We start from the raw sequence: 26652 nt of genomic DNA, 5'->3' as shown, positions 1-26652 counted from the left end.
GGCTTGCCGCGCGGACCATTCTGGGCAAGCCGCCCTGCGCCGTGTTTCGCGAATGTGGAAGGCGCGCTTCCAGGGCTCCCAAGCGGTGGAAACCCTGGGAAGCGGCCCACTCCGATGCAGCCTAGTGGCTGATCATCCAGGGCCGCCGCGAGGGCGCGGACTTTGCGCCGTTGGGTGCCGTCACCGTGGCGCTGCGCCGCCCCGATCCGCAGCAGCCGCAGCCTGCCGGGTGCCTGAGCCGCGCATAGTCATAGTCGCGCGAGCTGGCGGGCTCGTGGCGCGCGCGCTCGTTGGTGGCCATGGCGCGGCGCGTGCCGTCGGCCATCAGCGCCAGCCGGGGCGCGGCGGCCAGCACGCGCGCAGCCGCCGTGCCGCAGCCAGGGCAGGCCGCAGGCTCGTCGCGCAGGCGCAGCGGCCGCAGGGCCTCGAAGCCGCCGCATTGCGCGCAGTCGTAGTCGTAGGTGGGCATGGGCGGGCTCCTTGGCGTCAGCGCAGGTCGGGGGACAGGGGCATGTCCACGCTGCCGTCGAACTGGACGACGGGCCCCGCCGCGTTGGGGTTGATGTCGAAGTCGAAGATGCCCGTGGGCAGCCACAGCGTGGCGCAGGAGTTGGGCACGTCCACCACGCCGCTGATATGGCCCTGCACGGGCGCCGTGCCCAGGATGGAATACGCCTGGGCGCCGCTGTAGCCGAACTTCTTCAGGTATTCGATGGCGTTCAGGCAGGCCTGGCGGTAGGCCACGTTGACATCCAGGTAGTGCTGCCTGCCGCTCTCGTCCACCGAGATGCCCTCGAAGATCAGGTAGTCGTCATAGCGCGGCGTGATGGGGCTGGGCTTGAAGATGGGGTTCTTGATGCCGTACTTGGCCATGCCGCCCTTGATGAGGCCGACCTTCATGTGCACCCAGCCGGCCATCTCGATGGCGCCGCAGAAGGTGATCTCGCCATCGCCCTGGCTGAAGTGCAGGTCGCCCACGCTCAGGCCGGCGCCGTCCACATAGACCGGAAAGAACACCTTGGCGCCGCGCGAGAGGTCCTTGATGTCGCAGTTGCCGCCATGCTCGCGCGGCGGCACGGTGCGCGCGCCTTCGGCGGCGGCCTTGTCGCGCGCTTCGCCGCGCATCTGGCCCATGTGGGCCGTGCCGGCCGACGGCGGGTTGGCCAGGCCGGGCACGCGCTCGGGATCGGTGGCGATCAGGGCGCGCTCGCGCTCGTTCCACATCTCCAGCATGGGCCGGTCGGGCAGGCAGCCGATGAGGCCGGGATGGATGAGGCCGGGGAAGTTCACGCCTGGTATGTGGCGCGAGCTGGTGAACATGCCCTTGAAGTCCCAGATCGATTTCTGGGCCGAGGGGAAATGGTCGGTCAGGAAGCCGCCGCCATTGTTCTTGGAGAAAAAGCCGTTGAAGCCCCAGAGGCTGTCGGGCTTGGCGCCGATGTCCAGCAGGTCCACCACCAGCAGGTCGCCGGGCTGGGCGCCCTTCACGCCCACGGGGCCGGACAGGTAGTGCACCGTGGTCAGGTCGATGTCGCGCACATCGTCGGCACTGTCGTTGTTCTTGATGAAGCCGCCGGTCCAGTCGTAGGTCTCCAGGATGAAGTCGTCGCCGGGCTGGACCCAGCAGGCCATGGGAATGTCCGGGTGCCAGCGGTTGTGGACCCTTTCGTTGTCGGTTGGCGGGCGGTTCAGGTCCACCTTGATCAGCGTATCCGTCATGTGCAAAAACCTCCTGGGTGGGTGGGGATCGACAGCGGAGAACGGGCCGGGGTGCGGCGCGCCATTGCCGGCCTTCCTGTGGCGCCACGCTGTGCCAAAGCGGCGGCGCGCCCTCGGTGCGCCGGCAGGCGGCGCAGGGCGGGTATGAAGAAAAGGCCGGGAATGCATAAACACCATAGCAGCCGTGCCCGCCGGCCCGCCTAGGCAGCAACCCTGGGTTGACAGCCGGGCGCCGGCACTGGTGAAGCCACCCTTCCAGATTGGCGAATTGAAGCGGCCCCGCGATGCGGGCATGCTGGCGGACAGCCGCTGCGCCCGCGTGCCGGGTGCAGCGCCAAGAACACCGAGAACGGAAACACCGCCCATGCACCTGAGCGCACAGACCCACTACCAGGCCGAACTCGATGCCGGCCGCTTCTGCATACAGCAGTGCCCGCAATGCACGCGCCATGTCTTCACCCCGCGCGAGCTGTGCCCGCACTGCGGCGCCAGCCCGCTGCGCTGGGTGCGCGCCAGCGGCCAGGGCACGGTCTACTCCACCAGCACCGTCGCGCGCAAGAGCGATGCCGGTGGCGACTACAACGTGGCCCTGATCGACCTGGACGAAGGCGTGCGCATGATGGGCCGCGTCGAAGGCATTGCGCCGGCCGACGTGCGCATAGGCCAGCGCGTGAGCGCCCATGTGGCGAGCAAGGACGGACGCGGCCTGGTGCTGTTCCAGCCCGCGCTGCAACCGGCTCCACAGGCTTCCCATGGAGGTGCAGCATGAACACCCGCATCCCCCAATCCACCCTGGACGCCGCCGCTGTGAACCGCCCGCTGCGCGGGCGCGTGGCCATTGCCGGCGCCGCCACCTATGGCTGTGGCGAGGCCCCCGGCATGGACGACATGACCCTGCTGGTGCGCGCCGCCCATGCGGCCGTGGCCGATGCGGGCCTGACCATGCAGGACATCGACGGCCTGGCCACCTGCAGCGTCAACGCCAGCATGTGGACCATGCCCGTGATCGAGCACCTGGGCATCAACCCCACCTACGTGGACGGCACGATGATCGGCGGCAGCAGCTTCATCGCCCACCTGCTGCCCGCCATCCGCGCGCTGGAGGCCGGCCAGTGCAAGGCCGTGCTGGTGTGCTACGGCAGCGCCCAGCGCTCGGCCACCTTCGGCCGCAAGGAAGGCCAGGCGGCGCGGCGTTTCCTGGACCCGCAGCCCTATGAGTTCCCCTACGAGCCCGTGCTGCCCGTGACCGCCTATGCGCTGGCGGCCGCGCGCCACATGCACGAGTTCGGCACCACGCGCGAGCAGCTGGCCGAGGTGGCCGTGGCCGCGCGTGCCTGGGCCCAGCTCAACCCCGAAGCCTTCATGCGCGACCCGCTGACCATCGAGGACGTGCTCTCGGCCCGCCCCATCGCCAGCCCCTTGAGCGTGCGCGACTGCTGCCTGGTGACGGACGGCGCGGGCGCCATCGTGCTGGTGCGCGGCGAGCGCGCCCGCGACCTGCCGCGCCCCCCCGTCTACGTGCTGGGCAATGCCACGGCCATCTGGAACCGCCAGATCTCCTGCATGCCCGACCTGACCACCACGGCCGCCGCGCAGTCGGGCGCCCAGGCCTTTGCCATGGCCGGGCTCACCGCTGCCGACATGGACATGGCCCAGGTCTACGACGCCTTCACCATCAACACCCTGCTGTTCCTGGAGGACCTGGGCTTTTGCGCCAAGGGCGAAGGCGGCGCCTTCGTGTCCGGGGGCGGCATCGCGCCCGGCGGGCGGCTGGCCGTCAACACCAACGGCGGCGGCCTGTCCTGCGTGCACCCGGGCATGTACGGCATCTTTGCGCTGATCGAGGCCGTGCGCCAGCTGCGCGGCGAGGCCGGCCAGCGCCAGCTGGGCCGCCACCGCACGGCCGTGGTGCACGGCAACGGCGGCACGCTGTCAAGCCAATCCACGGCGGTGCTGGGAACCGCCGAAACCCTCTGAACCGCACAGGAAGCACACCGCAATGATCCGCGACCAAGAAACCCTCGAAGCCCTGCTGGACAGCGTGCGCCGCTTTGTGCGCGAGCGCCTGGTGCCCGCCGAGAACGAAGTGGCCGAGACCGACGAGATTCCCGAGTCCATCGTGCAGGAGATGCGCAACCTGGGCCTGTTCGGCATGACCATCCCCGAGCAGTTCGGCGGGCTGGAGCTGACCATGGAGGAAGAGGTGCGCGTGCTCTTCGAGCTGTGCCAGACCGCGCCGGCCTTCCGCTCGGTGATCGGCACGACCGTGGGCATAGGCTCGCAGGGCATCCTCATCGACGGCACGCCCGAGCAGCAGGCGGCCTGGCTGCCCAAGCTGGCCACGGGCGAGATCATGGCCTCGTTCGCGCTGACCGAGCCCGAGGCGGGCTCGGACGCGGCCTCGCTGCGCACCACCGCCATCAGGGATGGGGACCACTACGTGGTCAACGGCAACAAGCGCTTCATCACCAATGCGCCGCATGCGGGCATGTTCACGCTGATGGCGCGCACCGACCCGGCCAACAAGGGCGCGGGCGGCGTCTCGGCCTTCATCGTGGATGCGAAGTCGCCGGGCATCAGCTTCGGCAAGAACGACGTGAAGATGGGCCAGAAGGGCGCACACACCTGCGACGTGTTCTTCGACAACGTGCGCGTGCCGGCGGCCAACCTCATCGGCCTGAAGGAAGGCCAGGGCTTCAAGACCGCCATGAAGGTGCTGGACAAGGGCCGCATCCACATCGCGGCCGTGAGCGTGGGCGTGGCGCAGCGCATCCTGCGCGACGCGCTGAACTATGCGCTCGAGCGCAAGCAGTTCGGCCAGCCCATCTGCGAGTTCCAGCTGGTGCAGGCCATGCTGGCCGACAGCCAGGCCGAGCTGTATGCGGCCGAGTGCATGGTGATCGACGCCGCGCGCCGCCGCGACGAGGGCCGCAACGTCTCCACCGAGGCCTCGTGCTGCAAGATGTTCGCCACCGAGATGGTGGGCCGCGTGGCCGACCGCGCCGTGCAGATCCTGGGCGGCTCGGGCTACCTGGCCGAGTTCGGCATCGAGCGCTTCTACCGCGACGTGCGGCTGTTCCGCCTGTACGAAGGCACGACCCAGATCCAGCAGGTCATCATCGCGCGCAACATGGTGCGCGAGGCGCGCGCCGCATGAGCCACATGAGCCGTATGAGTGCACCGCCCCCCGACCGCAATGCCTTCATGCGGCTGATCGGCGCCTCGCAGGTGCCCGCGCCGCCCGGCAAGGTCCATGTGCGCCTGCCCCACATGCGCGAGGAACTGCTCAACCAGCTGCCCGCCGCGCACGGCGGCGTGCTCATGACGCTGCTGGACTCCGTGATGTCGCGCGCCGCCGGCGAGCTGCCCGGTGCGCCATCGCAGACCGCCGTGACGGTGGAGATGAGCAGCCGCTTCCACCGCCCGGGCAAGGGCGCGCTGCTGGCCGAAGGCTGGGTGGTGCACGCCAGCCGCAGCCTGTGCAGCTGCGCGGCGCAGTTGCTCGATGAAGACGGAAAGCTGGTGGCCACGGCCACCGGCACCTTCAAATACTGGCTGGCACCGACCACGCTGGACCGGGACACGGCCCAGGCCGACTGAACGGGCGGCGGTCGGCGGGCTGCCGTTGGCCGGCGGCTATTCCAGCGTGAGCCGGCCCTGTGCGTCGGCCACCAGCAGCTCCACCAGCTCCTGGGCGAAGGACGGCAGGGCCTCCAGGCTGCGCACGCAGATCTGCATCTCGCGCACCGACCAGGCATCGGACAGCGGCACGATGGCGATGTCCATGGAATGCGCATGGCGGCTGGCGGCCGACTCGGGCAGCACGCCCACGCCCACGCCGGACTCGATCATGCGGCAGGCCGTCTCGAAGTTGCCCACCTGGATGCGCTGCTTGATGGGCCGGTGCAGCTGGTCGCTGGCCTGGCGCAGGAAGGCGTGGATGGCGCTGGATTCGTGCAGGCCCACATGGTCCAGGTCCAGCGTGTCGGCAAAGGCCATCTGCATCTCGCCATCGAGCGCATGGCCGCGCGGCACCACCAGCACCAGGCGGTCGCGGCGGTAGGGCAGGGTCTCCAGGTTCTCGGTGCGCACCAGGCCGGCGACGATGCCGATGTCGGTCTGCCCCTCGGTCACGGCACGCACGATGTCGTGCGACAGGCGCTCGCGCAGGTCGATGTTCACGTCGGGATTGCGGCGCAGGTAGTGGCGCAGCACGGGCGGCAGGAACTCGCCCAGCGAGGTGGTGTTGGCAAACACCCGCACATGGCCCTTGATACCGCGCACGTACTCCTGCATGTCGCCGCGCAGGTGCTCGATCTGGCCCAGCACCATGCGCGCATGGGTGACAAAGGCCTGGCCCGGCGGCGTCAGCGTCACGCCCTGGCTGGTGCGGTACAGCAGCTTGGTGCCGATGCTCTCTTCCAGGTTCTTGATGCGGGTGCTGGCCGCCGGCAGGGAGATGAAGGAAAGTTCCGCGCCACGCGTCATGCTGTTGGCGTCGGCGATGTGCACCATGAGGCGCAGATCCACAAGATCGAAATGCATGGCCATCCGGCATTGTAGAAAGCCGCAGCGGCCCCGGCTGAGCCCTGCGCGTCAGTACAAACCGCAGTGCCGGCCCGTGCGCGAACGCGCGCTTTCACAAATGCGAAGCCGCAGCAGGCCCGCGCGCCGTAGCATGGGCCCATCTGCCCGGGATAGCCGCCTCAGTCCATGAACCACACAGAAACTCCCTCCCCCAGCCCCATCCACAACACGGCCACCCAGACCGCAGGAGCGCTGGGCCATCTGCGCGTGCTCGACCTCTCTCGCGTGCTGGCCGGCCCCTGGTGCACCCAGAACCTGGCCGACATGGGGGCCGACGTGATCAAGATCGAAAAGCCCGGCGAGGGCGACGACACGCGCCACTGGGGCCCGCCCTTCTTCCCCGATGCGCAAGGCAATCCCTCGGACAACGCCGTGTACTTCGCGGCCTGCAACCGCAACAAGCGATCGGTCACCGTGGACATGGCCACGGCCGAGGGCCAGCGGCTGATCCGCGAGCTGGCCATGCAAAGCGACGTGGTGGTGGAGAACTTCAAGACCGGGGGCCTCAAGCGCTACGGCCTGGACTACGCCTCGCTGAGCGCGCTGAACCCGCGCCTGATCTATTGCTCGGTCACGGGCTTCGGCCAGACCGGGCCCTATGCGCCGCGCGCCGGCTACGACCTGCTGGTGCAGGCCATGAGCGGCCTCATGAGCATCACGGGCCGCGCCGACAGCGAGCCCGGCGGCGGGCCGCTGCGCGTAGGCGTGGCCGTGATCGACCTGTTCACGGGCATGTATGCCACCACGGCCATCCTGGGCGCACTGGAGGCCCGCCACCGCACGGGACGCGGCCAGCACATCGACATGGCCCTGCTGGACGTGGCCATGGCCGTGCTGGCCAACCAGGGCGCGGGCTTCCTGAACACCGGCCATGTGCCGGGCCGCCAGGGCAACACCCATCCCAGCGTCGTGCCCTACCAGGACTTCCCCACGGCCGACGGCCGCATGCTGCTGGCCATCGGCAACGACGGCCAGTTCGCGCGCTTTTGCGAGGCGGCCGGCACGGACTGGGCGAGCGACGAGCGCTTTGCCACCAATGCCGGCCGCGTCACCCACCGCGACGCGCTGATCCCGCTGATGGCCGATCTCACGCGCGGCCGGCCCACGGCCGAATGGATCGCGCTGCTGGAGGACAAGGCCGTGCCCTGCGGCCCCATCAACCACATCGGCCAGGCCTTCGACGATGCGCAGGTGCGTGCACGCGGCCTGCGCGTGGAGCAGGAGCGTTACCCGGGCGCCACGCCGCCTGCCGGCGAGACCATCAACCGCGTGGTGACCACGGCCAGCCCGCTGCGCCTGTCGGACACGCCCACCACGCTGCGCCATGCGCCGCCGGCCCTGGGCCAGCACACGGACGAAGTGCTGCGCCAGCGCCTGGGCCTGGATGCACAGCAGCTGCAGGCCTTGCGCGACCAGGGCGTGGTCTGAACGGCCGGCACAGGCAGGCACTTGGCACACGCTGTCACGCGGCTGTCCTGACGTCCTGAAGGCTGGGGGCCGGCCCGTCGCACTGGCGCACATGACGGCACAAATGACGGAGCGAAAGCCGGTGCGAAGACGGTGCGGACGGCCGTGTCGCGCGCCCGCAAACCGCTTTTAGGACACGTCCTATCGAAAATCAGATAGGAAGCATTCTCATCATCTGGCGGTGCGGAAATAATCCCCACCACAGATGCACATAGCCAATTCTTTCCTGTCCGAAATCCCTAGGACACCCATCCGCAGCACCTGGGCGCAGAAGGCGGCAGCCGCCGCCAAGCACCGGGCCGCAGCTGGCGTCCGGGCGCCAAAAGGTGTAGGCGGACGGCTCGGCATCTTCCGCATCCACCGCCCCTGCCCTGCATCAGGCCCGCGCATGGCCAGCCGCAGTCCTGCCGCCCTGGAAAGGCCTGCGCCATGAGACCCCGCATCAAGGGCCGCATCTGCCGGACCTCGGGCTGGTTCCCCCCCTGAGCGCACGCGCCGGCCCTCGTCATTGCCTTCGTTGATCCCTTTCCACCTTGCTCTGCACCGCAGGCCAGGTGTGCCCTGCTGCACGCCTTTTTTTGCTCCCTTGCCGTTCAAGGGATACGACTTCAGAACTTCGCCATGCAAGCCTTTCGCAACCTCAAGATCTCCTCCAAGCTGCTGCTGGCCTTCCTGGCCGTGCTGGCGCTGACCACCTTCGTGGGCCTGTATGCCGTGATGCGGCTCAGCCAGATCAACCAGGCGTCCGTCGACATCGCCACACGCTGGATGCCCTCGTCGCGCATGCTGCTCACCATCCGCGCCACCACGGCGCGCTACCGCGCCAACGAGCTTCAGTACCTGATCTCCACCAGCGACCAGGATATCAAGGCCTTCGACGCCATCATGAGCGACCTGTGGAGCAAGATCCAGACGAACTACGACAACTACGCCAGCTTCATCCAAACCGAGCAGGAAAGGGCGTCCTACGACGAGCTGGGCCGGCTGCGCAGCGCATATGCCAGGGAGCACGCCATGATCATGACCCTGGCACGCAACGGCCGAAAGGACGAAGCCTTGGTGCTGGCGCAGGGTGAATCGCTGGAGCTGAGCCGGCGCCTGTACGACCAGATCGACCGCATGGTGCAGATCGACCACGATGCCGGCCAGGAGGCCAACAGGCACGCCAATGATCTGTACCGCAGCGCGCGCGCCTGGGTGGTGGGGCTGCTGGCCGCCAGCATCGCGCTGGGACTGGCGCTGGCGCTGGCGCTGGCGCGCATCGTGGCGCGGCCGCTGATCGAGGCCGTGGGCGTGGCCCAGGCCGTGGCCGAAGGCGACCTGACGCGCCGCATCCAGGCCACTACCACCGACGAAACAGGCCAGCTGCTGCACGCGCTGCACCGCATGGACCAGAGCCTCATCCACATCGTCAGGCAGGTGCGCAACGGCACGGACTCGATCGCCACGGCCTCCAGCCAGATCGCCTCGGGCAACAACGACCTGTCGCTGCGCACCGAGCACCAGGCCAGCTCTTTGCAGGAGACGGCTGCCTCCATGGAGCAGCTCACCGTCACCGTGCGCCAGAACACCGACAACGCGCGCCAGGCCAACCAGCTGGCAGCCTCGGCCTCGACTGTCGCCCAGCAAGGCGGCGAGGTGGTGTCCCAGGTGGTGGACACCATGGACGCCATCCATGCCTCCTCGCGCAAGATCGCCGACATCATCGGCGTGATCGACGCCATCGCCTTCCAGACCAACATCCTCGCGCTCAACGCCGCCGTCGAGGCGGCGCGCGCAGGCGAGCAGGGCCGGGGCTTTGCCGTGGTGGCGGCCGAGGTGCGCGCACTGGCGCGACGCTGCGCCGATGCAGCCAAGGAGATCAAGCTCCTCATTGAGGACTCCAACGGCAAGGTCAGCACCGGATCGGCCCTGGTGGCGCAGGCCGGCCAGACCATGCAGAACATCGTCAGCAGCGTGCGCAACGTGACCGACATCATGGGAGAGATCACCGCTGCCAGCGTGGAGCAGACGGCGGGCCTGGAGCAGATCAACCAGGCCATCTCGCAGATGGACCAGGTCACCCAGCAGAACGCGGCCCTGGTCGAGCAAGCCGCCGCCGCAGCACAGTCCCTGCAGGAACAGGCCTACGGCCTGCAGCAGGCCGTGAGCGTCTTCAAGCTGGAGCGCGGCATGGAACTCACCGCCCTGCCCGCCACCCCTCAGCCCATGCCGGCTCCAGACCTGGCCAGGATCACCAGCGCAGCCCAGTCAGGCCGCTGGGAAGCGCATTGATCAGAACGAATGGGCCATGCCCACGCCGAAGGCCGTGCGCGAGCTCTGGTTCTCGTAGCGCTGGTGTCCCAGGCTGGTGTAGAGCATGGTGCGCTTGGACAGCGCGTACTCGGCGCCCAGGGACAGCATGTTGTTGGTGTCTCGGTCCAGGCGCTGGCGCGCATAGCTGGCCTTGAGCGTGGTCGCGCCCATGCCGTAGGTGGCGCCCAGCGACACCATGCGCGACTTGTCGGGGCCGGTGCCGGGCGTGCCCGACTTGCTGCGGTCATAGGCCAGCATCACGGCCGCCGTGCCGATGCGGTACTTGCCGCCCATGTACAGGTCGGTGTCGCCGCTGCCGTTGCGCTCGTGCGCCACCATGGCCGCCACCGCGCCCTGGTCGTAGTTGACCGATACCGAGCGCGCACGGCCCTGGCGGCCGGGCGCCTCGGTGCGCTCGGGCGAGGCGCTCAGGTGCAGCGAAAAGCCGCCGAACTTGGGCGAGTCGTAGAACACGCCGTTGGACATGCGGCCGTATTCGGGCGAGCCGTTGTTGCTGGCGCGGTCGGTCGGCGTCAGGTAGTGGGCCATGTGCCAGGCCGGCGAGGCGATGCGGTTGAAGTTGCCCCAGGGATCGAACTGCCATTCCTGGCTCCACATGGCGCTGAGCGCGCGGCCCAGGCGCAGGTGGCCCCAGTTGCCCTGCAGGCCCACGGTGGACTCGTCATGCCAGAAGGGCTTCTTCGGATAGTCCTCGGTCAGGCCCGTGTCCAGGTCGAAGCGCGTGCTCAGGCGGAAGGTGGCCTTCAGGCCGCCGCCCAGGTCTTCGAAGCCGGCAATGGCCAGGTTGCTGCGCTGAATCGTTCCCAGCTTGCTGGTCTTGTCGAAATCCCGGAACACACCCGCGTCCAGATAGCCACTGATGGTGACGTTGGAGCCGGCGCCAGATGACTGGGCGGCCACCGGCAGGGCGGCAGCGATGGCGAGAGAGGCAAGGGTCAAGCGGGAGGTACAACGCATCCTGAACGGGTTCCTGAAATGAAAGATGGCACAACACCGGCGCGGCCCGGGGGCATGCGCGAACGGCGACGGGGGCTGCCACAACGGGGGTGGCTGGAAAGGTGCGCGGCGGGCTGGTGGCCAGCCGCGACTTGAAGGCAGCCAGGATGCAGATCGCAGCATGATCGCTGCACATTCGTCAAACATCCCGGCCAAAGACGTCAACCGCGCAGGTGGCGGGCAACAGGCGGCATTATGAAAGCAGGGGCCGGCGATGACCACGCCACCGTCAGGCCCGGTCAGTTTCGCAAGGCCGGTCTCAGCGGCTGCGCTCGGTGCGCGACACGTCCCAGAGCCGGTTCATCTCGCTGCAAAAGGGCTGGGCACAGGGCGCGCGGCCCTCGTACTGGCAGCCTTCGGTGGTACAGAAATGCGACTGGTGCTCGAAGGCCCGGCGCTCGCGCGGCAGGGCGCCCGAAGCCTGGGCCGCCGCCATGTGCAGCCAGGGATCGTTGCGCTGCTGCAGCATCTGCTGCACCTCCTGCGCGAACGCGGGCGACAGCGACGCCACCGAGGCCAGCCCGGCCGGCGATGCCATGGCGCCACCGGGCTGGCGCAGCGGCTGCAGCTCCAGCAGCAGCAGGGCGCTGGTGCGCAGCGCATCGGCGCCACGCGGCTGCACCACCACGGCCACCGGCCCCGAGGCCAGCGATTGCAGCGATGCATCCAGCGGCAGGCGCAGGCCCGGCTCCGTGGCCTGCGCGCCCGCCAAGGGCAGCGCAGCGCCCGCAGGCAGGGCCGCCGCCGTGAAAGGGGCCGCACCCGGTGCGGAAGCCGATGCGGCCGCCAGCGCCATGGCCGCGCCCTGCGCCTGGGCCCAGGCCTGTGGCACCTGCAGGCTCAGCGTGAAGCCCCGCTCGCCCTGCGGCGTCAGCAACGTGCCCTGCTGCACCCACCAGCTTTGCAGGGCGGGCAGGGTCTGTGTGGCCCCCCCGGCAGCGCCGCCTGCAATGCCCCCTGCTGGGCGCGCCCCGGCCTGCGGCACCAGCCCGGATCCGGCCAGCAGCGCATCCATCACCTTGCCCTTGGCAGCCCCCACGGCCAGCGTCACTGCGGCAGCGGCGGGCGGCATGGAGGCCGCAGGCGTTGTCGATGCAGACGGGATGGGCGGTCCGGCCTGGGCCGATGGAGCGCTCCGGGGATCCTGCCCGCCAGGCGCCGTCGTGCCTGCCGCCAGCGCCTGGAGCAATGCCGCCGAGCCCGGCTGGGCCGCCAGCAATTGCAGGGCCTGGCCCTGCTGGGTGCCCACCTGGGCCAGCAGGGCCTGCAGCAGCCGGCCCAGCGCCTCGGACACGCCGCTGGCCGGCCACTGCGGCGCAGGCGCGCCGGGGCTGGCCTGCACCTGGCGCGCCAGCTGGGCCACCAATTGCTCGAAGGCCTGCAGGCGCAGGCTTTGCAGCATCTCGGGCGACCAGCGCACGGCCGTGGCCGCCGGCGGCGTGACGGGAACGGATGGCGAGGCGGATGACGCGGGTGAAGCCGGCGCCACCGGCGCACCAGCGGCCGGGCCGGGCACAGGCGCCGCCACGGGCTGCGGCAGCCCTGCGGCTGGAGACGGAACGGGCGGCAGCGGCGAACTCATGTCAGAGGCTCCGCCCGCGCGATCAGGCCGATTCCGGGTAGAACAGGCGGCGCGTGGGCGTGCTGCCCACGGCCTTGGCGATGGCGCCGATGTGGTCCGGCGTGGTGCCGCAGCAGCCGCCCACGATGTTGACCAGGCCTTCGGCCGCGAACTCATGCACCAGGCGGCTGGTGACTTCGGGCGTTTCGTCAAAGCCCGTGTCGCTCATGGGATTGGGCAGGCCGGCGTTGGGGTAGCAGCTGATGAAGGTCTCGGGCGCGGCCTTGTTCAGTTCCTGGACGTAGGGGCGCATCAGCGCCGCGCCCAGCGCGCAGTTCAGGCCGATGGACAGCGGGTTGGCATGGCGCACGCTGTGCCAGAAGGCCGTCACCGTCTGCCCGGACAGGATGCGGCCCGAGGCATCGGTCACCGTGCCGCTGATCATGATGGGCAGGCATTCGCCGCTTTGCTCGAAGGCCTCGTCCACCGCGAACAGCGCGGCCTTGGCGTTGAGCGTGTCGAAGATGGTCTCGACCAGGATGACGTCGGCGCCGCCCTCGATCAGCGCCAGCGTCTGCTCCAGGTAGGCCTGGCGCAGCTGCTCGAAATTCACGTTGCGCGCGCCCGGATCGTTCACGTCGGGGCTGATGCTGGCCGTCTTGGGCGTGGGGCCCAGGGCGCCGGCCACGTAGCGCGGATGGCCGGGCGTGCTGTACTTGTCGCAGGCCGCGCGGGCCAGCCGGGCGCTCTCGAGATTCATCTCGCGCGCCAGATCGGCCATGTGGTAGTCGTCCTGCGCAATCGTGGTCGCGCCGAAGGTGTTGGTCTCGATCAGGTCGGCGCCGGCGGCCAGGTACTTCTCATGGATGTCGCGGATCACGTCGGGGCGGGTGAGCGACAGCAGCTCGTTGTTGCCCTTGACGTCATGCGGGAAGTCCTTGAAGCGGTCGCCCACGCTGCCCGGGCCCGTGTAGCCCTGGCCCCGGTACTGGGCCTCTCCCAGCTTGAAGCGCTGGATCATGGTGCCCATGGCGCCGTCAAGAATGACGAGGCGCTTGGCAAGGATGGCGGGAAGCTCTTTGGCGCGGGTGTACTGGGGCAGGCTCATGGGCAGCGATTGTAGGAATTCCGGGGCGGCCGTGCCGGGCACGAGGATTCCCCCAGAAAAACGGCCTGCGCCCCAAACAAAAGGCGCGACCTATGAAACTAGCGCACCCCCACGCCAGAGACACCGAGGAAGGGCCTATGCCGGCCGCGCCGCCCCGCACCGAGGGTGTCGTCCCCCTCCCGCGTAGCGAGAGAGGGCGCCGTGCACACGGGGGAAGCGGCGCAGCCGCTCAGGGGGTGCTAACCATTTCAGCTGCAGACAGAGACGACTTGAGCCGGCTGGCGGCTCAGGCTCACATACACATGGCCCACGCCGCTGTCGAAATACGCGGCCTCATGGCGGCCCAGCTCCACCGATTCGCCGTTCTCGAACAGGATGCGCACCCGGCCCGAGAGCACCATCACGAACTCCTGGCCCGCATGGCGGATGGTCTCCGAGAATTCCCCGGCCTCGCGCGCATTGATCACGGCCACCAGGGGCTGCATCTTCTTGCCCGGGAAGGCGCCGCACAGCACGCTGTAGAGGTACTGGTCGGTCTCGTAGCGCTGCACGTCCTCGAAACGGTCCTTGACCACGGTGGGCGTGTCGCCGGCCGCCTGCTGGGCGTCCCCGACCATGAACAGCCGTGTCATGTCGATGTCCAGCGCATTGCCCAGCATGAGCACCTTCTCGTAGCTCAGCGCGATCTGGCCGCGCTCGGCCTTGGAGATGGTGGACACGGCCAGGCCGCTGCTTTCGGCCACCTGCTGCAGCGTCAGGCCGCGCTCCTTGCGGGCCTTGCGCAGCTTGGCCCCCACTTCGTGCTTGCCTGCGGGCAGGGCGGCGGCCGTGCGGGCGCCCGGCAGCACGGCGGCAAGGACCTGGTCTGCCGTGGGAAGCGGACTGGAACGAGGGCTGGGGCCGGGACCAGGGGCGGGACTGGTGCGAGGACGGGGGCTGGGCATGAAGCGGGCGATCGGGGCTGGCGACCGCCCGATTCTAGGGTCAGGCCCGCCCCCTCAGGTGCCGCGCAGATCGGCCTGGGGCGCCGGCCCGCGGCCCATGCGCAGCCAGCCTGCCAGCGCGCAGGCCATGAGCGCGAAGCCGATGTAGCCATAGACCGGGTACACCATGCCCACCAGCGTGATGAAACCCGCGAAGCTGCCGCCCAGTGCCACCACGCCCGCCACGCCCGTGCCCCAGCGAAAACGCGGCGTGCCGGCCGGCAGGATGCGGGCTACGAAGGCATAGAGCATGCCCACGGCGGTGTTGAGGATCATGCCGAAGATGACCAGCGACATCAGGTGCCCCAGCCAGGGCGAGATCTGCGTGGCCAGCGCCAGCATGGGCATGGACAGGCCGCCCAGCGTGTCCATGCGCCAGACCATGGCGGCCGCGATCAGCAGCATCAGCAGGCCCAGCAGCAGCCCGCCGGCCACGCCGCCCCACAGCGCCACTCGGCGCGAGCTGGCCTGGCCGCCCATGATCACCAGGAAGGGCATGCCCGCCACCACGTTGTAGGAGACATAGAGCAGCGCGGCCACCAGCCAGTGCCCCGCACCCCGGGGCTGGGCGGCGGTGGCGGCCTCCAGCGCGGCCGGCTCGCCCTGGGGCGTCACCAGCACGTAGCCTGCGACCACCACGGTCATGAACACCAGCAGCGGCGTGACCGCGCCGATGAAGGCGATCACCCGGCCCACGTCCAGGCAGACGATGAGCACCGTGGCCACGGTGGCCAGCACGCTGCCCCAGACCTCGGGCAGGCCCAGCCACTGGTGCAGCAGCGAGCCTGCGCCCGCCAGCATGACCACCGTGATGGCGAAGAGGAAGAAGGTGATCAGCACATCGAACACCATGCCCACATGCCGGCCCAGCAGGGCCTGCACCACCTCCTTGTGCGAGCCGGCCTGCAGGCGCTGGCCCATGGTGGAGAACGCCATGGACAGGAAGACGAAGGCCAGGGCCGCCACCAGGCAGCCCGCCAGGCCGATGGCGCCAAAGCCCGCGAAGAACTGCAGTATCTCCTGCCCCGAGGCGAAGCCCGCCCCGACGATGACGCCGACGAAGGCGCCGGCAATCCTGCTCACTTCCTTGAATGCACCCATGCCTGTCTCCTTGGATTGTTGTGTGTTGCGGGGGCTGAAAAAGCGAAAAGGCAGGCGTCTCAGGCCGCGAAGCGCTCCGGACTCAGCCGCCGGGCATCGACGCCCTGGGCCAGCAGCTCGGCGGGCAGCGGCTCGCGCATCAGCAGCGCGGCCGCAGCGGCCGAGGCGCCGGCGGCCGTCTGTATGCCGTAGCCGCCCTGCCCTGCCAGCCAGAAGAATCCTTCACGGCGCGCGTCCCAGCCGATCACGAAGTCGTCATCGGGCGCAAAGCTGCGCAGCCCGGCCCAGACATGGCGCGGCCGGCGTATGCGCAGGCGGGTCAGTGTCTCGATGCGGTCTATGCCCATGGCCACGTCCAGTTCCTCGGCCACCACGTCATGCGGCGGCACGGGATCGGCATTGGCGGGCGAGCCCAGCAGCTGGCCCGCATCGGGCTTGAAGTAGAAGCTCTCGTCCACGCCGATCACGGCAGGCCAGCCGTGGATGTCCTCGCCCTCGGGTGCGGCAAAGGTGAAGGCCGAGCGGCGCCGGGGCTCGATGCCCAGCGGCCGCGCGCCGCACAGCCGGGCCACGGCATCGGCCCAGGCGCCTGCGGCATTGACCACGGCGCGGGCACGGACCTGCGACCCGTCCTGCAGCACCAGGGTCCACAGGCCCTGGCCATCACCATCCACCTCGCGCTCGGCGCCGGACAGTTCGGCGCCGCAGCGCAGCCGCGCACCGGCACGCGCCATGCCGCGCAGAAAGCCCTGGTGCAGTTCGGCCACGTCGATGTCCATGGCGTCCAGGTCATGCACGGCACCCACCAGCTGGCTCTCGTCCAGGCAGGGCACGAGGGTGCAGGCCTGGCGCGCGTCGATGCGCTCGGCGCGCAGGCCGTCGCGGCGGTACATGGCCAGGGCATCGTCGAGTAGGGGCTCCTGGCCGGCCGTGCCTATGTAGAGCACGCTGCGCGGCTGCAGCAGCGCGTGCTCGCAAAAACCTTCGGGCGGCGCGCTGTAGAAGGCGCGGCTGGCGCGTGTCAGCGCGCGTATCTGCGCGGTGCCGTAGCTTTCCATGAACATGGCGGCCGAGCGGCCCGTGGCGTGGTAGCCGGGCTGCGGCTCGCGCTCGAGCACCAGCACCGAGGCGCCCGCACCGGCCAGCCGCCAGGCCACGGAGGCGCCGGCCATGCCGGCACCGATCACGGCGAAATCCAGAACCTGGCTTTCCATCATCCATCGCTCCATTTTTTCCAATGAGAAAATTATCCGATAAGAAAAAAATGAGGCAAGCCCCTGGTCCTCGTGGTTTTCACCGGGTGCGCCGGACAAGAAAAAAGGGACGGCGCCTGGCCGTCCCTTTTTGCAACGCACGCCTTGTGCTCAGGCTGGCGGCAGCTTCCCGTCCCAGCCACCGGCCAGGGCCTGGTACAGCGCCACGGCGGCGCGCAGGCCGCGTGCGCGGCTGTCGGCGGCGGCGTCCTGGGCCGCGTAGAGGTCGCGCTGCGCATCCAGCACTTCGTACAGGCCCACGCTGCCCAGGTGGTAGCGGCGCAGCGCCAGCTGTTCTGCGCGCTGGCGCTGCTCGGCGGCCTGGGCCAGGTGGGCATCCTCGGTGCGCGTGCGCTGCAGGCGCACCAGGGCGTTCTCGGCGTCCTCCAGCGCCAGCAGCACGGTCTGCTGGTACTGGGCCAGCGCGGCCTGGGCGCCGGCCTCGCTGGCCGCGATGCGCGCCCGCACGCGGCCCACGTCGAGGAAGGACCAGTCCACGCCCAGGAACACGCTGCTGGTGGCGCTGCCGCCCTCGAACAGCGCGCCGCCGTGCAGCGCCGTGCTGCCCAGCAGCCCGCCCAGCGACAGGCGCGGGAACAGGTCGGCCGTGGCCACGCCGATGCGCGCCGTGGCCGCATGCAGCCGTGCCTCGGCCACGGCCACGTCCGGACGGCGGCGCAGCAGGCCGGCCGGCGTGCCGGGGTCGATGGCCGGCGGCAGCTGCGGCAGGGCGGCAGGCACATCCAGCGCGGCGATCAGCGCCTCGGGCACCTGGCCCGTGAGCACGGCCAGCCGGTGCTGGGCCATGGCGATCTGCGCCTGCAGTGCCGGGATGCGCGAGCGCGTGGCCTCCAGCTGGGCCTGGGCGCGCGCCAGGTCGAATTCGGTGCCGCTGCCGTGTGTGAGGCGCAGCTGCACCAGGCGCAGCGTGTCCTGCTGGTTGGCCGCATTGGCCTGGGCCAGGGCCAGGCGCTGCTGCCAGCCGCGCAGGTCGGCATAGCTGCCCGCGACCTGGGCCGCGATGGCCACCTGCAGCGCCGCGAGATCGGCCGCGTCGGCGCGCAGGTCGGCACGCCGCGCCTCGATGTTGCGCCGCACGCGGCCGAACACGTCGATCTCCCAGCTGGCCGACAGCCCGGCCGTGTAGCTGCGCTGGCTGCGCGGCCCGTAGAAGGCCTCGCTCTCGCTGCGCTTTTGCTGCGTGGCCTGGCCCGACATCGTGACCGTGGGGAACTGGTCGAAGCGGCTTTCGCTCAGCAGCGCCTGGGCGCCGTCCAGCCGTGCCAGCGCCACCTGCAGGTCCTGGTTGCCGCCCAGCGCCTGCTCCACCAGCCGCGTCAGCTGCGGGTCCTGGAACTGGCGCCAGAAGGCGGTATCGGGCTCGGCCTGCGGGGTGGCCGGTGCAGGCTCGGCCCGCGCGAACTGTGCTCCGGCCTGCGGCGCCGCAGGCGCCTTGAAGTCGGGGCCGACCGCGCAGCCGGCCACAAGCCCGGCAGACGCCAGCGCCAGCGCGTGTCGGCTCAGGGATTTGCGGATTTCAGACATGGTGGGGCTCCAGGGGTGCGGCTTTGTCGGAGGGTGGGAAGGCAGGCGCGGCATGTGCAGGCGCATGCCCCGTCAGCGCCCGGCCCGAGAGCCGGCGCAGCGTGACGTAGAACACCGGCGTGAGGAACAGGCCGAACAGGGTCACACCCAGCATTCCGGAGAACACCGTCACCCCCGTGGCCGCGCGCACCTCGCTGCCCGCGCCGCCGCCGATGAGCAGGGGCACGGCACCGGCGATGAAGGCGATCGAGGTCATGACGATGGGCCGCAGCCGCAGGCGGCAGGCCTGCAGCGCGGCATCGACGATGCCCACGCCGCGCAGCTCCAGCTCGCGCGCGAACTCCACGATCAGGATGGCGTTCTTGCAGGCCAGCCCCATCAGCACCACCAGCCCCACCTGCACGAAGACGTTGTTGTCGCCGCCGGCCAGCCAGACGCCGAACAGCGCCGCGCAGATGCACACGGGCACGATGAGGATGACGGCCAGCGGCAGCGTCCAGCTCTCGTAGAGCGCGGCCAGCACCAGGAAGACCAGCATCACGGCGATGGCGAAGACCACGGCCGCGGCGTTGCTCTGCTCCACCTGCTGGTAGCTGAGGTCGGTCCAGGCCAGCTCGATGCCGCGCGGCAGCGTGCGCTGCGCGATCTCCTGGAGCTTGGTCAGCACCTCGCCCGAGGACAGCACGCGCGGGTCGGAGTCGCCGATCAGGTCGGCCGCCGGGAAGCCGTTGTAGCGCAGCACCGGGTCGGGCCCGAAGCTGGGCACCACGGTGACCATGGAGCCTATGGGCACCATCTCGCCGCGCGCATTGCGCGTGCGCAGCCGCGCGATGTCCTCCACGGCCTGGCGGTGGTCGGCATCGGCCTGCAGCATCACGCGCCAGACGCGGCCGAAGGCGTTGAAGTCGTTGACGTAGACCGAGCCCAGGTAGGCCTGCAGCGTCTGGAACAGGTCGGTCAGCGCCACGCCCTGCGCCTTGGCCTTGGTGCGGTCCACCTTGACTTCGAGCTGCGGGATGTTGGACTGGTAGCTGCTGACCGGATAGGTCATGCCCGGCGTTTTGGCGATCTCGGCCTGGAAGGCCTGCAGTGCCTGCTGCAGCGCCGCGTAGCCCAGGCCCGCGCGATCCTGCAGGAACAGCGAGTAGCCCGAGCCGTTGCCCAGGCCCTGGATGGGCGGCGGCATCAGCGCGTAGGCGAAGCCGCCCTCGATCTGCGCGAACTTGGCGCCCAGCTCGGCATTGATCTCCTCGGCGCTGCGCGTGCGCTCGCCGAAGGGCTTGAGCATGATGTAGGAGCTGGTCAGGTTGGGCGTGGTCGTGGTCTGCAGCGCATTGAAGCCCGCGAAGGCAGCGACTTTGTCCACGCCCTCCACGCTGTGGGCCAGCTCCACGATCTGGCGCGTCACCTCGGAGGTGCGGCCCAGCGAGGCGCCCTCGGGCAGCTTGGCGCCGCCGAACAGGTACAGCTTGTCCTGCAGCGGGATGAAGCCGCCCGGCACGGCCTGGAACAGCACGGCCGTGCCCGCCAGCAGCGCCGCGTAGACCGCAAACACCAGGCCGCGGCGGCGCAGCGACTGCCCCACGGAGTTCTGGTAGCCGTGCGCGCTGCGGTCGAAGAAGCGGTTGAAGGGCCGGAAGAACCAGCCCAGGCTGCGGTCCAGCCCGCGCGACAGCAGATCGCGCGGCGCGCCGCGCGGCTGCAGCAGCTTGGCCGCCAGTGCAGGCGACAGCGTCAGCGAGTTGATGGCCGAGATCACCGTGGAGATGGCGATCGTCACGGCGAACTGCTTGTAGAACTGGCCCGTCACGCCGCTGAGGAAGGCCATGGGCACGAAGACCGCGCACAGCACCAGGGCGATGGCGATGATGGGGCCCGAGACCTCCTTCATCGCCAGGTGCGCCGCCTCCAGGGGCGTGTGGCCCTCCTCGATGTAGCGCTCCACGTTCTCCACCACGACGATGGCATCGTCCACCACGATGCCGATGGCCAGCACCAGGCCGAACAGGGTCAGCGTGTTGATGGAGTAGCCCAGCAGGTACAGCCCCGCGAAGGTTCCGACGATGGACACGGGCACGGCCAGCAGCGGAATGATGGAAGCGCGCCAGGTCTGCAGGAAGACGATGACCACCAGCACCACGAGGATCACCGCCTCGATCAGCGTGCTCTGCACCGCCTTGATGGAGTCGCGCACGAAGACCGTGGGGTCCCAGACGGTCTCGAAGTTCACGCCTTCGGGCAGATCCCTGGACAGGCGCTCCATGGTGGCGTAGACCTCCCGCGCCACGCCCAGCGCATTGGCGCCCGGCGACAGGAAGATGCCCACGGCCGCCATCTGCCGCGTGTCGCTGAGCGAGCGCATGCTGTAGTCGCTGGCGCCCAGTTCGATGCGCGCCACGTCGGACAGGCGCACGACCTGGCCGTCGGCACCACCCTTGAGCACGATGGAGCCGAACTCCTCGGCCGTCTTCAGGCGGCCGCGCACATTGATGGACAGCAGCTTGTCCGAGCCCTTGGGGCTGGGCTCGGCGCCCAGCTGGCCGGCCGATACCTGCACGTTCTGCTCGCGGATGGCGGCGATCACCTCGGCGGCGGTGAGCTGGCGTGCGGCCACCTTGCTGGGATCCAGCCAGACGCGCATCGCATAGTCGCCTGCGCCGTACAGCGCCACCTCGCCGATGCCGGGGATGCGCGCCAGCTCGTCCTTGATCTTGAGCGTGGCATGGTTGCGCAGGTACAGCGCATCATGGTTGCCGTCGCTGGAGGTCAGGCCCGCATACATCAGCGGCGTGGACGAGCGCTTTTGCGTGGTCACGCCGTACTGGCGCACTTCCTCGGGAAGGCGGCTCTGCGCCTGGCTCACGCGGTTTTGCACGCGCACGGCTGCCGTGTCGGGGTCCACGTCGGCGCGGAAGGTGGCCACCACCTGCAGGCTGCCGTCCGAGGCCGCGACCGACTTCAGGTAGATCAGGCCTTCGACGCCATTGATCGCCTCCTCCAGCGGCACGGCCACCGACTCGGCGATCTCCTTGGGATTGGCGCCCGGATAGGTGGCGCGCACCACCACGCTGGGCGGCACGACCTCGGGATACTCGCCCACGGGCAGCTGCGGAATCGCAACCAGGCCCACGGCGAACAGGATGATGGAGAGCACGACCGCGAAGATCGGGCGGTCTATGAAGAATTTGGAGAAATCCATGGTGCGTCCCGGTTCACTGCGCGGCCACGGCCGACGCCTGGGCCACCGCCGCCTGCCCATCGCCGGGCGCAGGCTTGGGGCTGACCGGCATGCCGGGGTAGTAGATGCGCTGCAGGCCGCCGACCACGAGGCGGTCGCCCGCCGCCAGGCCCTTTTGCACCACGCGCCGGCCATCGACCATGCGGCCCAGCTCCAGGTCGCGGCGCTCGGCCTTGTTGCCCTCGCCCACCACATACACGTACTTGCGGTCCTGGTCGGTGAGCACGGCCTTGTCGTCGATCAGCAGCGCCTGCTGCCCGCCGCCGCCCTGCTCGGACTGCCCTGACTGCAACTGCACGCGCGCGAACAGGCCCGGCGTCAGCAGGCGGTCGGGATTGGGCATGCGGGCGCGCATGCGCACCGTGCCCGTGCCGGCGTTGAGCTGGTTGTCGGTGAAATCCAGCGTGCCCTTGTGCGGGAAGCCCTCATCGCTGGCCAGGCCCATGCGCACGGGCCGGCCCTTGCCGCCGTTGGCGGCGTTGGCGGCCTGCTGGTGGCGCAGGAAGCTGTGCTCGTCCGCATCGAAATACACATACACCGGGTCCTGCGAGACCACCGTGGTCAGCACGCTCTGGTCGGCCTGGGCCAGGTTGCCCACGGTGAGCAGGGCGCGGCCCGCGCGGCCGGAGACCGGCGCGCGCACCTCGGTGAAGTCCAGGTTGAGCCGCGCGGCCGCCAGCGCGGCTTCGGCGGCACGCACCTGGGCGGCGCTCTGGGCCATGGCGCCGGCACGCGTGTCGGCTTCCTCGCGCGAGACGGCATGCTCGGCCACCAGCTGGCGGGCACGCTGGTCCTGGGTGCGCGCCAGGGCGGCGCCGGCACGCGTGCGCTCCAGCTCGGCCTCGGCGCTGGCCAGGGCCGCGCGGTAGGGCCGCTGGTCGATCACGAACAGCAGCTGGCCCTTCCGGACCTCCTGCCCCTCGCTGAAGGCAATGCGCTCGATATAGCCCGACACGCGCGGGCGCAGCTGCACGGAGTCCACGGCATCGATGCGGCCGTTGAACTCGTCCCAGACACGCACGCTGGCCGGCACGACCTCGCTCACCAGCACCTCGGGCGCAGGCGGCGGGCCGTCGCTGGCATGGGCATCGCCCACGGCCTGCGGGCGGCAGCCGGCAAGCAGGGCCAGCGCCGCCAGGGCGCCTCCGAACAGGGCACGCCGCAACGGCGGCGGGGGAAGAACTGGCATGGATCGACTCTCCTTGAGGGGGATGGGCAAGGCCCTGCTGCCGGGGTCGGTGCAGGGCCGGAAAAAGGGGGGCTGTACCGCAGGCTCTGAAGGCCTTGCCGGCGGCTGCCCACAATGGGTTGCATTCTTCAAGTTCAAGTGAACTTGAAGTCAAGATCCAGCCACAAAGACACCACGAAAATTGAGGACGGTTTGCCAGGGGAATCAATGGCCGGATCGGACAAGCGCAGCGGCCATCGGCAGTGCGGCGGGCACGCGGCGGGCGGCGCCCGCAGGGCATCGAGGCACTACACTGCGATGCCATCTGACCCTGCGTTGGCCAGCGGGAAACGACGGCCGCGAACACTTTGCGGCCCCGGTTGTTCCCGCCAGCCAACCCCATATGGAAAAGCACTGGATGCCTGCCGCATGAACCTGCTTGCTCAAGCCGTACTGTCCCGCCCGCAGGGACGCAATGAACGCATCAGCACCGTGACGTTGGTGGCCCTGGACCCGCAGGGGCGCGACGCGGCGGCGCGCCATGTCGTGACCTTGCAGGTCACGCAATGGAAGGCCGGCGTCGTCGCGCAGGTCGATGACAGCACGCTGACCCCGTTGCCGCTGGCACTGGAGCCTGCACGCCAGCGCGCACTGGCCTATCTGCGCCAGCGCCTGGCGGCCGGCGATGTGCTGCAGTCCCAGCGAGGTTTTGCCGAGCTGGATGGCGTGCAAGCCTTGCCCTTGGCTGGCCACGCCCAGGAACCGGCGCCGCAGCCGCCACAGCTGCCGGAGTCGCCCGTGCAGGCCGCCGCCATACCGGCCCTGTGCCGGCGCCTGGACGGCAATGCCTGGCGGCTGATGCCCGCAGGCCAGCAGGCGCGCCTGGTGTGGCGCCTGGCGGAATATGCGGATGCCGCGCGCGGCGGCGGCGCCCAGCGCCTGCTGCATGCGCAGGTGCCGCGCCTGGTGGCCCTGCTGGGCACGGGCGACGACCTGCTCGACTACTGCCTGGCCTATCTGGTGGGCCGCCTGGGCGATGGCGGCGCGGCGGTGGCCATGCAGGCGCTGTCGCAGCGCGGCGCCAGCGAGGCCACGCGCGACCTGGCGCACCAGGCCTGGCTGGCGCTGCTCGCGCCGCAGGAGCGCCATGCGGCGCTGCAGGAGCACCGGGATCAGTGGGAGCAGTGGGTACAAGGGGAGCAAGGGGCACAGGGGGAACAAGAGACACGCACCGCCCCGCCGGAGGACGGCCCGCAGGCGCAGCAGGCCGTGTTCAACGCCCTCACGCCCCAGGCGCTGCTGGCGGCCGATACGCTGGGCGCGCACGATGGCGCCGTCCACCGGCAGCTGCTGGCCTGGATGGAGCGCATCCCTTTCACACGCCCCTGGTGGCCTGCCATACGGCGCATCCACAAGCGTGCCGAGTGGCGGCGCGACCACGCCCTGCTGGCCGTGCTGCATGCCCGCTTCGATGGCCCGCGCGACGAGGGTGCCGTCTTCAGCCGCGACACCTCCCTGTACCTGCGCCTGCGCGGCTGGCGCCAGCTGCGGCGCATGGTCTCGGCCGGGCACAGCGAAGGCGCCGCGCAGGCCACGGCCCTGCTCCAGGCCATGGACCGCCGCTGCGCGGGCCAGGCTGCCTCGCGCTCCGGCCGCCTGCCCGAATCGCGCTGGCTGCTCGCCGCCCGGCTGCTGCTGCCGCGCTGGCCACAGCTGCATGCCTCGGCACGCGCCCATGGCTGGTACACCGACGAGCCGCTGGACCTGCAGCAGCTGCCCGCGCAGCGCGTGGAAGGGCTCTCGCCCCTGTGGGATGCCCACCCCGAGCGGCTGCTGCAGCTGGTGGGCCGCTCGCAGTCCACGCTGCTGCTGTGGTCGCTCACGCGCGCTCTGCAGGACCAGAAGGCCTTTCTGGACAGCCTGGATGCGGCGGCCGCCGCGCCGCTGCTGCACCAAACCTATGCGCCCGCCGCCGCCTTGGGCCTGGAGATTGCCCAGCAGCGCATGGTCGCTCTCACCGACGATGCGGCGCGCCGCCCCTGGCTGCTGGCGCTTGCGCAATGCGGCGAGGGGCCGGCCGCCCGCTACCTGGGCGCCTGGCTGTCGCGCGACCGCGCAGCCGCCGCGCGCGATGCCGAGCTGGTGGCGGCCCTGCTGCTGTCGCCCGCCGCCAGCTCGCGCACGCAGGCACTGGCCCTGCTGCTCTATGCCGATGGCGCCGCCGTGGCCCTGGCCCTGCTGGCGGCGCTGCCCACGCTGGATGCGGACGGCGCTGCGCTGGCCGACATCCGCGATGCGGTGCAGGCCCTCTTCGCGGACAAGGCACCGCTGGTCGCGCACGCGCCCGGCGTTCCGGCCCCGCCGCTGCACCACCTGCTGGCGCATTCGGTGACGGCACTGGTGGAGATGGCGACCGCCTGGCTGCTGGTCCACCCGCAAGGCCTGCGCACCCTGCCTGCGGCGGCGCTGCGCGGGCTGCTGGAATCCGAGGAACCTGCGCGCATGGCCTGCGGCATACGGCTCATGGGCAGCCTGGCCGACGATCTGCTGTGCGAGCAGGCCGACATGCTGGCCGGGTTTGCGGTATCGCCCCATGCCGCCTTGCGCGCAGCGGCCGCGCCCCTGGTCGAGCGCCTGGCCGGCACCCCTCTGTACAACGCGCGCTGCAACGCCCAGATCGCCGAACGCCTGCACGAGGTGCTGTTCCGCGCGGAAAAGGCCGAAGGCGTCCACGACGCGGCGCTGCGCCTGCTCACCGGCCCGCTGGCCGCCGTGGCCCCGGCCCGCGATGCCTCGGGCATCTGGCGCGCCCTGCAGGCCCAGGCCACGGGTGCGCAACGCTACGGCGCCTGGGGCCTGAAGGCGCTGGACATCCAGGCCTACACCCTGCGCCAGTGGTCCACGCTGGCGCGGCATGCCGATGCCGATGTGCGCGCACTGAGCCGCCAGAGCATCGACACGCGCCTCACGCCCATGGAACAGACCCGGCCCGAGCAGGCGGAACAGCTGCTGCCGCTGGCCGACGCCCTGTTCGCCGACACCCAGCAGTACGCACGCGAGATGTTCGGCCAGCGGCTGCCGGCCAATGCGCTCACGCCCGAGCTGCTGATCGGCTGGGTGGACCATCCCCAGTCCTGGGTACAGGCCTTGGGCCGCCAGCGGCTCGAGCAGCACATGAGCGCGCCCGAGGCCAGCCTCTACCTCGCGCGCCTGGCCCAGCACCCGGCCCCCGGCGTGCAGCTGTTCGTCACGCAATGGCTGCTGGCCCTGCCCGACGAGCCCGCGCCCCAGCGCGCCACGCGCCTGCAGGAGCTGCAGCCCTACTTCCTGACTGTGCTCAGCCAGGTGCACCGCGCGCGCGCCAGCAAGACGCGCGTGCTGCATTTCCTGCGCGGCCAGGTCGATGCGCCCGAGACTGCGGCCGTGGTCGCGGCCATCTTCGCGCGGCAGGTGGTCAGCGCCAGCCAGGCCGACCAGCCCGACTATGTGGCCGGGCTGCGCGACATCGTGCAGCGCCATCCCCATCTGGCGCAAAGCTTCATGCAGCCCCTGGCGGCGGAGCGGCGCGGCCAGGCCCCGTCTTCCACCTGAGCGCCTGTTCACAGCACGG

19 protein-coding genes are annotated in these 26652 nt (G+C 70.2%); 7 read left to right on the top strand and 12 right to left on the bottom strand.

The features are described from left to right. Nucleotides 1-121 precede the first annotated feature (121 nt). Nucleotides 122-469 (bottom strand): zinc ribbon domain-containing protein, encoded by a 348-nt coding sequence (locus ACRSCF_RS00850; protein ID WP_016452200.1) that lies wholly within the window; start codon nucleotides 467-469, stop codon nucleotides 122-124. Between the two features lie 17 nt (nucleotides 470-486). After that, nucleotides 487-1719 carry a formamidase gene (gene fmdA, locus ACRSCF_RS00845; protein WP_046241120.1) on the bottom strand — a complete coding sequence of 411 codons (1233 nt, stop codon included), beginning with the start codon at nucleotides 1717-1719 and terminating at the stop codon, nucleotides 487-489. Nucleotides 1720-2083: 364 nt separating this feature from the next. Between fmdA and ACRSCF_RS00840 the strand changes: the two genes are divergently transcribed. The 4 genes from ACRSCF_RS00840 to ACRSCF_RS00825 are packed head-to-tail and all read left to right on the top strand — an operon-like array spanning nucleotide 2084 to nucleotide 5319. Then, the gene (locus ACRSCF_RS00840; RefSeq protein ID WP_034365598.1) at nucleotides 2084-2488 is read left to right on the top strand and encodes a Zn-ribbon domain-containing OB-fold protein; all 405 of its coding nucleotides are present in this window, start codon (nucleotides 2084-2086) and stop codon (nucleotides 2486-2488) included. Beyond that, complete coding sequence (locus tag ACRSCF_RS00835) at nucleotides 2485-3696, top strand: thiolase (RefSeq protein ID WP_017406617.1); 1212 nt, start codon at nucleotides 2485-2487, stop codon at nucleotides 3694-3696. The genes ACRSCF_RS00840 and ACRSCF_RS00835 overlap by 4 nt, the downstream gene beginning before the upstream one ends. A 22-nt stretch (nucleotides 3697-3718) precedes the next feature. Further along, entirely contained in the window at nucleotides 3719-4876 is a 1158-nt protein-coding gene (locus ACRSCF_RS00830; protein ID WP_013800068.1) for an acyl-CoA dehydrogenase family protein, read from the top strand. 14 nt (nucleotides 4877-4890) lie between these two features. After that, entirely contained in the window at nucleotides 4891-5319 is a 429-nt protein-coding gene (locus ACRSCF_RS00825; protein ID WP_034365600.1) for a PaaI family thioesterase, read from the top strand. A gap of 36 nt (nucleotides 5320-5355) precedes the next feature. Here ACRSCF_RS00825 and ACRSCF_RS00820 read toward each other — a convergent pair whose 3' ends face one another. Further along, a complete protein-coding gene (locus ACRSCF_RS00820; RefSeq protein ID WP_012202113.1) occupies nucleotides 5356-6270 on the bottom strand; it encodes a LysR family transcriptional regulator in 915 nt (304 codons plus the stop codon). Between the two features lie 162 nt (nucleotides 6271-6432). On the opposite strand from ACRSCF_RS00820, the gene ACRSCF_RS00815 reads away from it, so the two are divergent. Together ACRSCF_RS00815 and ACRSCF_RS00810 are read left to right on the top strand one after the other, a co-directional pair. Continuing rightward, on the top strand, nucleotides 6433-7734 hold the full coding sequence (locus ACRSCF_RS00815; protein WP_244387713.1) for a CaiB/BaiF CoA transferase family protein: 1302 nt from the start codon (nucleotides 6433-6435) through the stop codon (nucleotides 7732-7734). 660 nt (nucleotides 7735-8394) lie between these two features. After that, nucleotides 8395-10047, top strand: coding sequence for a methyl-accepting chemotaxis protein (locus ACRSCF_RS00810; RefSeq protein ID WP_034365601.1), 1653 nt, complete (start codon nucleotides 8395-8397; stop codon nucleotides 10045-10047). Here the strand turns inward: ACRSCF_RS00810 and ACRSCF_RS00805 are convergent, their stop codons facing one another. The 9 genes from ACRSCF_RS00805 to ACRSCF_RS00765 form a co-directional block, all read right to left on the bottom strand. Beyond that, nucleotides 10048-11046, bottom strand: a complete 999-nt coding sequence (locus ACRSCF_RS00805) for a porin (RefSeq protein ID WP_047473016.1) — start codon at nucleotides 11044-11046, stop codon at nucleotides 10048-10050. Between the two features lie 298 nt (nucleotides 11047-11344). Beyond that, nucleotides 11345-12667, bottom strand: coding sequence for a Fe-S oxidoreductase (locus ACRSCF_RS00800; protein WP_244387712.1), 1323 nt, complete (start codon nucleotides 12665-12667; stop codon nucleotides 11345-11347). A 22-nt stretch (nucleotides 12668-12689) separates the two neighbouring features. Then, nucleotides 12690-13754, bottom strand: coding sequence for a homocysteine S-methyltransferase family protein (locus ACRSCF_RS00795; RefSeq protein ID WP_017406622.1), 1065 nt, complete (start codon nucleotides 13752-13754; stop codon nucleotides 12690-12692). A 248-nt stretch (nucleotides 13755-14002) separates the two neighbouring features. Further along, nucleotides 14003-14698 (bottom strand): helix-turn-helix domain-containing protein, encoded by a 696-nt coding sequence (locus ACRSCF_RS00790; protein WP_016447398.1) that lies wholly within the window; start codon nucleotides 14696-14698, stop codon nucleotides 14003-14005. A gap of 54 nt (nucleotides 14699-14752) precedes the next feature. Beyond that, nucleotides 14753-15838, bottom strand: a complete 1086-nt coding sequence (locus tag ACRSCF_RS00785; protein ID WP_016447397.1) for a YkvI family membrane protein — start codon at nucleotides 15836-15838, stop codon at nucleotides 14753-14755. 59 nt (nucleotides 15839-15897) lie between these two features. Then, nucleotides 15898-17052, bottom strand: a complete 1155-nt coding sequence (locus tag ACRSCF_RS00780) for an NAD(P)/FAD-dependent oxidoreductase (protein WP_279613714.1) — start codon at nucleotides 17050-17052, stop codon at nucleotides 15898-15900. 150 nt (nucleotides 17053-17202) lie between these two features. Further along, nucleotides 17203-18636 (bottom strand): efflux transporter outer membrane subunit, encoded by a 1434-nt coding sequence (locus ACRSCF_RS00775; RefSeq protein WP_017407368.1) that lies wholly within the window; start codon nucleotides 18634-18636, stop codon nucleotides 17203-17205. Further along, on the bottom strand, nucleotides 18629-21835 hold the full coding sequence (locus ACRSCF_RS00770; RefSeq protein ID WP_016452213.1) for an efflux RND transporter permease subunit: 3207 nt from the start codon (nucleotides 21833-21835) through the stop codon (nucleotides 18629-18631). Before ACRSCF_RS00770 ends, ACRSCF_RS00775 begins: the two co-directional genes overlap by 8 nt. Before the next feature lie 13 nt (nucleotides 21836-21848). After that, complete coding sequence (locus tag ACRSCF_RS00765) at nucleotides 21849-23063, bottom strand: efflux RND transporter periplasmic adaptor subunit (RefSeq protein WP_016447393.1); 1215 nt, start codon at nucleotides 23061-23063, stop codon at nucleotides 21849-21851. Nucleotides 23064-23471: 408 nt separating this feature from the next. On the opposite strand from ACRSCF_RS00765, the gene ACRSCF_RS00760 reads away from it, so the two are divergent. After that, complete coding sequence (locus ACRSCF_RS00760; RefSeq protein ID WP_244387710.1) at nucleotides 23472-26633, top strand: hypothetical protein; 3162 nt, start codon at nucleotides 23472-23474, stop codon at nucleotides 26631-26633. Nucleotides 26634-26652: the final 19 nt, after the last annotated feature.

Source organism: Delftia sp. 11MD, assembly GCF_050907895.1.
In the GTDB taxonomy this organism is placed as follows: Bacteria; Pseudomonadota; Gammaproteobacteria; order Burkholderiales; family Burkholderiaceae_C; genus Comamonas; species Comamonas tsuruhatensis.
The sequence above is the reverse complement of the archived record's forward strand: the minus strand, read 5'-3'. Positions and strand labels throughout refer to the sequence as shown.

What these genes read in the sequence shown, in the direction of transcription:
- ACRSCF_RS00765 (WP_016447393.1), bottom strand. Translation starts at nt 23,063, where the DNA reads ATGCCAGTTCTTCCCCCGCCGCCGTTGCGGCGTGCCCTGTTCGGAGGC.
- ACRSCF_RS00770 (WP_016452213.1), bottom strand. Translation starts at nt 21,835, where the DNA reads ATGGATTTCTCCAAATTCTTCATAGACCGCCCGATCTTCGCGGTCGTG.
- ACRSCF_RS00840 (WP_034365598.1), top strand. Translation starts at nt 2,084, where the DNA reads ATGCACCTGAGCGCACAGACCCACTACCAGGCCGAACTCGATGCCGGC.
- ACRSCF_RS00835 (WP_017406617.1), top strand. Translation starts at nt 2,485, where the DNA reads ATGAACACCCGCATCCCCCAATCCACCCTGGACGCCGCCGCTGTGAAC.
- ACRSCF_RS00785 (WP_016447397.1), bottom strand. Translation starts at nt 15,838, where the DNA reads ATGGGTGCATTCAAGGAAGTGAGCAGGATTGCCGGCGCCTTCGTCGGC.
- ACRSCF_RS00820 (WP_012202113.1), bottom strand. Translation starts at nt 6,270, where the DNA reads ATGGCCATGCATTTCGATCTTGTGGATCTGCGCCTCATGGTGCACATC.
- ACRSCF_RS00810 (WP_034365601.1), top strand. Translation starts at nt 8,395, where the DNA reads ATGCAAGCCTTTCGCAACCTCAAGATCTCCTCCAAGCTGCTGCTGGCC.
- ACRSCF_RS00795 (WP_017406622.1), bottom strand. Translation starts at nt 13,754, where the DNA reads ATGAGCCTGCCCCAGTACACCCGCGCCAAAGAGCTTCCCGCCATCCTT.
- ACRSCF_RS00760 (WP_244387710.1), top strand. Translation starts at nt 23,472, where the DNA reads ATGAACCTGCTTGCTCAAGCCGTACTGTCCCGCCCGCAGGGACGCAAT.
- ACRSCF_RS00800 (WP_244387712.1), bottom strand. Translation starts at nt 12,667, where the DNA reads ATGAGTTCGCCGCTGCCGCCCGTTCCGTCTCCAGCCGCAGGGCTGCCG.
- ACRSCF_RS00780 (WP_279613714.1), bottom strand. Translation starts at nt 17,052, where the DNA reads ATGGAAAGCCAGGTTCTGGATTTCGCCGTGATCGGTGCCGGCATGGCC.
- fmdA (WP_046241120.1), bottom strand. Translation starts at nt 1,719, where the DNA reads ATGACGGATACGCTGATCAAGGTGGACCTGAACCGCCCGCCAACCGAC.
- ACRSCF_RS00815 (WP_244387713.1), top strand. Translation starts at nt 6,433, where the DNA reads ATGAACCACACAGAAACTCCCTCCCCCAGCCCCATCCACAACACGGCC.
- ACRSCF_RS00850 (WP_016452200.1), bottom strand. Translation starts at nt 469, where the DNA reads ATGCCCACCTACGACTACGACTGCGCGCAATGCGGCGGCTTCGAGGCC.
- ACRSCF_RS00805 (WP_047473016.1), bottom strand. Translation starts at nt 11,046, where the DNA reads ATGCGTTGTACCTCCCGCTTGACCCTTGCCTCTCTCGCCATCGCTGCC.
- ACRSCF_RS00830 (WP_013800068.1), top strand. Translation starts at nt 3,719, where the DNA reads ATGATCCGCGACCAAGAAACCCTCGAAGCCCTGCTGGACAGCGTGCGC.
- ACRSCF_RS00775 (WP_017407368.1), bottom strand. Translation starts at nt 18,636, where the DNA reads ATGTCTGAAATCCGCAAATCCCTGAGCCGACACGCGCTGGCGCTGGCG.
- ACRSCF_RS00790 (WP_016447398.1), bottom strand. Translation starts at nt 14,698, where the DNA reads ATGCCCAGCCCCCGTCCTCGCACCAGTCCCGCCCCTGGTCCCGGCCCC.
- ACRSCF_RS00825 (WP_034365600.1), top strand. Translation starts at nt 4,891, where the DNA reads ATGAGTGCACCGCCCCCCGACCGCAATGCCTTCATGCGGCTGATCGGC.